The 5,029-nt window shown below is 64.7% G+C and carries 5 protein-coding genes; 4 read left to right on the plus strand and 1 reads right to left on the minus strand.

Features of this window, described 5'->3' with window-relative positions; all coding sequences use genetic code 11:
* The coding region (locus tag M3498_05670; GenBank protein ID MDQ3458773.1) for a DUF1349 domain-containing protein at window positions 1–1,488 on the minus strand (1,488 nt) is incomplete at its 3' end.
* Here M3498_05670 and M3498_05675 point away from each other — a divergent pair.
* The 4 genes from M3498_05675 to M3498_05690 form a co-directional block, all read left to right on the plus strand.
* Window positions 1,475–1,804 (plus strand): hypothetical protein, encoded by a 330-nt coding sequence (locus M3498_05675; GenBank protein ID MDQ3458774.1) that lies wholly within the window; start codon window positions 1,475–1,477, stop codon window positions 1,802–1,804. The two genes, M3498_05670 and M3498_05675, sit on opposite strands and share 14 nt — an antisense overlap.
* Before the next feature lie 236 nt (window positions 1,805–2,040).
* A complete protein-coding gene (locus M3498_05680; GenBank protein ID MDQ3458775.1) occupies window positions 2,041–3,285 on the plus strand; it encodes a starvation-sensing protein RspA in 1,245 nt (414 codons plus the stop codon).
* A 20-nt stretch (window positions 3,286–3,305) separates the two neighbouring features.
* A complete protein-coding gene (locus M3498_05685) occupies window positions 3,306–4,178 on the plus strand; it encodes an NAD(P)-dependent oxidoreductase (protein ID MDQ3458776.1) in 873 nt (290 codons plus the stop codon).
* A gap of 55 nt (window positions 4,179–4,233) precedes the next feature.
* The coding region (locus tag M3498_05690; GenBank protein MDQ3458777.1) for a glycosidase at window positions 4,234–5,029 on the plus strand (796 nt) is incomplete at its 3' end.

Consider the following 5,029-nt stretch of genomic DNA (forward strand, 5'->3'; position numbering starts at 1 on the left):
GATCCCGACCGGGCCGTTTAGCTTGAGGTCGCCGTACCTTCCCGGCTCACCCGCGTAGATCCCGCCCTCTTCGCCGAGCGTCCCCACGAGCTCTGGCGCGCCGGAAACGTCGTAGATCAAAATCTGCTGCCTCGGCCCGTCTTCGGCGACGAGGAGCCGCCCCTCGTTGTCGACGGCCAACGCCGCCGGGTTCACCACGTCAGTTATCCGAGCGTCTTGGAGTTCCCCGTCCAAGGCGAGCTTCCTGATGGTGCGGGTGGTGGTGGTGCTGGTGACGCGGCCTGAAAAGGCCTCGCCGTCTCGGGCGTTGCCGATGTCTTGACCCTGCCACGAGGCGAGGTCCCCGACGTTATCGAACTCGACGCTGCTGAGGGCGCCTTCGCTATGGCTGCTGACCGCCAGCCCGAGATAAACTTCCTCAGCCAGCCCCAGCGCCGCCTCGCCGACCTCGGTCCAGGAACCCTCGCTGCCGTCCTCTGAAACGTAGCCGGTCAGGGTGTCGCCGCGGCGCTCGAGCCTCACCCAATAGGGCGCCCTGGCGCCGTCGCCGGGGGTGCTGCTCTGGGAGCCCTCGCCCGCCGCGGCGCGCCAGATAAAGGTGCTGCCGTTGCCGGGGGTAAGGGCCATGAGGGTGTGCGGCGAGCCGGGGTCCAGGGTTTCGCGGACCATCACGCCCGCCTTGGCCCACGCGTGGGTGTTTTCCTGCCGGGCCACTCGAGCGCTCAGCACGGCGTCGCCTGTAACCTGCCGGTAGAGGTAGTAAAAGCCGTCGGCGCTGTCCCAGATGTCCGAGCCGGCCCCCGCCACGGTGAGGGTGCCGTCCTCGGCGATCTCCCGGTCGATGACCTCCTCGACCACCCACAAGGCGCCATCCTCACCGACGCTCAAGGGCCCCGGGCGCGAAATGGGGAGGTCGCGCTTATGGGTCATGGTGGCGGCGTCGTAGACGCGTATCCTGTCGCCGTCGGTGTCGCTGGCAAAGAGCTCGCCGTGGTGGTAGGCGAGCCCTCGGATATGCCCCCGCTCGCTCACGACGAGGCCGTCGCCGGAGGGTCCCTCGCCCCCTTCAAAGGGGCTGGCGCTGTAGTCGGACTTGTTAAAGCGCCGCACGGCGTAGCCGCCGTCGAGCGTCGCCGCGACGTAGATGTGGGCGTCGTCGCCGGTCACCGCGTAGCCGCCGGTGCCGTGAAGGCCGGGGAGCCGGCCTACTACCTGGCCGTCGCGGTAGACGCCCGCCTCGCGGGCGTCTTCGTCCCAGATGCTGTTGGTGTAGACGGAGCCGTCCTCATCGACCCACATAGCATTGATCGTCCCCTGCACCCACGCCCCCGCTCCCGCGTCGGCGGTGTCGCCGAACCAAGAGGTGGTGTGGCGCATGGTGAAGGCGATCCGCTCCTCTCCCTGTGCCTGTTCTTGTGGTGCTTCTTGTGCGGTCACGACGCTTCCAAAGTGCGTCGTAAGGAGGAGCGTCACGATGAAAGCGGTCACTACGAAAGTCGTCAATAAGAAAGACGATAAGAAACCTGTGGGCAGCGCCGTTGCCAGTTTGGTCAGTTGTTTCATGTTCTTTCCTCCTGTGGTGACTATGGTGATCAACAAGATGATCATGGGGCTTGTTTGCCGACTTCGGGTCTATGGGGCACTGCCTGCCAGCTTCTTTTCGCAGTTTCTAGCCGGCGCCTCAACGAACGCCTCGAGTGGAAAAGTCTGCTCACCTCCTAGTAACGGTACCAATGAGAATCATCCGTGCTGCCAGCGAATAAACTCAAAAAGCTCTGCCTTTGGTACCGTTGCCAAACCTTAGAATTGTGGTAATGTTACAGCTTCTGCTGGCGAAGTCAAGGCGGCTGAAGGTGGTTGCCCGCTATTTTAGCCTTGTGACGAGTAGGATACGGGTGTATAACAGGTGCATTAGGTTAGGTGAAACACGAGGAACGGTTGAGAAACAGTGTGGTGAGCTTGGCTTAGGGGAGGCAGTTATGGCGACGGCGAAACGTTTTTCTAGCGCATTTACCTCCGGTGGAAGAGGGAAGAGGATTTATGTCTGATTCGGGTCCGGCGCAGTCCGGAGGTCTTAAGATCACCAACATCAAAGCCATCTGCACCGCGCCTGATGGCATCCGCCTGGTCGTAGTCAAGGTCGAGACGAACGAGCCTGAGCTTTACGGCCTCGGTTGCGCCACTTTTACGCAGCGCCCACTAGCGGTCGTGGCGGCGGTCGAGGATTACCTCAAGCCCTTTTTGCTCGGCCGCGACCCAAGCGATATCGAAGACATCTACCAAGCGAGCCTGCTGAGCTCTTACTGGCGCAGCGGCCCGGTCCTCAACAACGCCCTCTCGGGCGTCGACATGGCGCTTTGGGACATCAAGGGCAAGCTCGCCAAGATGCCCGTATATGATCTCTTCGGGGGCAAATGCCGCAAGGCCGCGGCGCTCTACGCCCACGCCTCCGGGCGGGACTTTGAAGAGGTCGAGGAGGAGGTGCGGGGCTTTGTCGCGGAGGGCTACCGCCACGTGCGCTGCCAGGTGTCCGTGCCGGGTTACGCGACCTACGGGGCGCAGATCGTCCCTACGGGTGCGGAAGCGGCGGGGTCGCAGGGCTCTTGGGACCCGAGCGCCTACTGCCGCCTGGTGCCCAAACTCTTCGAACACCTCCGGGGCCGCTTAGGCGACGAGGTCGAGCTTTTGCACGACGTCCACGAGCGCGTCTTCCCGATCGAGGCAATCGGCCTGGCCAAGGCGCTCGAGCCCTACCGGCTGTTCTTTCTGGAAGACCCCTTTGCGCCCGAGGACATCGACTACCTGCGCATCCTCCGGCAGCAGAGCGCCACGCCCATCGCCATCGGCGAGCTGTTCGTCAACCCCGCCGAGTATGTGCCCCTGATTCGGGACCGGCTCCTCGACTTTATCCGCGTCCACATTTCAGCCATCGGTGGCTTGACGCCGGCGCGCAAGCTGGCGGCGCTGAGTGAGTTTTTCGGCGTGCGCACCGCCTGGCACGGCCCCGGCGACGTCTCGCCGGTCGGCCACGCCGCCAACTTGCACCTCGACCTCGCCTGCTTAAACTTCGGGATTCAAGAGCGGCACACCTTTAGCGAGCGCACCCGCGAGGTGTTTCCGGGTTGCCCCGAACTTAAAGGCGGCTATCTGTGGCCGAGCGACCGGCCGGGGCTGGGCGTCGATATCGACGAGGCGTTGGCGGCTAAGTACCCGTTTCCCGAACACCCCTTAAACGGCAGCTGGCCAGAGGTGCGGCGCGCCGACGGCACCGTCATCCGCCCCTAGATGAACGTAACGGGAGTCCTATGAAGGTGCTCGTCACCGGCGGCAGCGGCGCCTTGGGGAGGTGGGTCATCCGCGAGCTAGCCGGGCACGGCTATGAGGTCGTCAACGCGGACCTGCGGCCGCCCGGCTCAGCCAAGGACCTTGCCCACTACCGCGAGACCGACCTCACGGACGTCGGGCAGGTGGCAGGCGCGCTCTACGGTTGCGAGGCGGTCGTGCATCTAGGCGCCATCCCCTCGCCGGGGAGGCACCCGGACGAGGTGGTCTTTGCGACCAACACCCGCGCGACCTTCGCGGTGCTGCAGGCGGCGGCACTTTTAGGGGTAGGGAAGGCGGTGGTGGCCTCGAGCACCGCGGCCTTGGGCACCGCCTTTGCCCTTCACCCCTTTCCTCCTCACTACGTCCCCATCGACGAGGCGCACCCGCTCTTGCCCCAAGACCCTTACGCTCTCTCCAAGGAGGTTACCGAGCGCACGGGCGAAGCCTTTCACCGCCGCACGGGCATGTCGGTGCTCGCTTACCGCTTCCACTGGATTACGCAGCCCGGCGAGGTAGCGGCGCAGGCCGCGACCTTTCGGGCGCGACCGGAGTTGCGCGCCAACGAGCTTTGGGGATACGTGGACGTGCGTGACGCCGCGCGCGCCTGCCGCCTCGGGATAGAGGCTAAAGGCCTCGGCTTCGAAGTCTTTAACATCACCGCCACCGACTCGCTGAGCGAGGTCGCTACCGCCGAACTCGTCGAGCGCTACTACCCCGGCGTCGCCTTCCGGCAGCCGCTCGAGGGCAACCTCAGCGTCTGGTCTATCGCCAAGGCGCGGCGGCTCCTCGCTTACGAACCCCGCCACTCCTGGCGTCTGGCGGAAAGGGACGTGGGGGAGAGCCATGAAAGATGACCTGACCGTTCTTGCCCGCGGCTGTCGAATATCTAGAAATGTTCAGGAGTCGCCTATGCCTTCACTACCGCCGCTAGCAAAACGGTTCGACGCCAACCCTATTCTGACGCCGCAGGACGTCGCGCCCAGCATGGCGGGCTTGGAAGTCGTCAGCCTCTTAAACCCTGGCGCGTTCCGCTTCGTGGGCAAGACGTGGCTGCTCCTCCGCGTTGCCGAAAGGCCGCTGCAGGAGGACGGATGGCTGAGCACGCCGGTCCTCGACCCCGCGGCGGCGAACGGGATCCGCATCCTCAAGTTCCCTAAGGATGACCCGGACTTGGAACTTGGTGACCCCAGGGGTTTTCGCTACCGGGGAGAGACGTTTCTCACCACGCTCTCGCATCTGCGGCTGGCCTGGAGTGACGACGGCGTCCGCTTTGAAGTTGCCGAGACGCCGACGCTTACGGGACAAGGGGAACTCGAGTCCTTCGGCATCGAGGACTGCCGCGTCACGGAGCTTGACGGGCGCTTCTACCTGAGCTTTTCAGCCGTTTCTCCTTGTGGCGTCGGTGTCGGTTTGGCGAGCACCACCGACTGGCAAAGCTTCGAGCGTCACGGCGTGATCATCCCGCCTCACAACAAAGACTGCGCGCTCTTCTCTGAGCGGATCGGCGGGCGCTACTACGCGCTGCACCGGCCGAGCGGCGCCGGTCTGGGGGGCAACGACATCTGGATCGGCCAGTCTAAAGACCTCACCCACTGGGGTGCGCACCGCTGCCTGGCGCGAACCCGCCCGGGCATGTGGGACTCGCAGCGGATAGGCGCGGGGGCCGCGCCGCTAAGGACGGAGGCGGGCTGGCTCGAGATCTACC

The organism is Deinococcota bacterium, assembly GCA_030858465.1.
GTDB lineage: Bacteria > Deinococcota > Deinococci > Deinococcales > Trueperaceae > JALZLY01.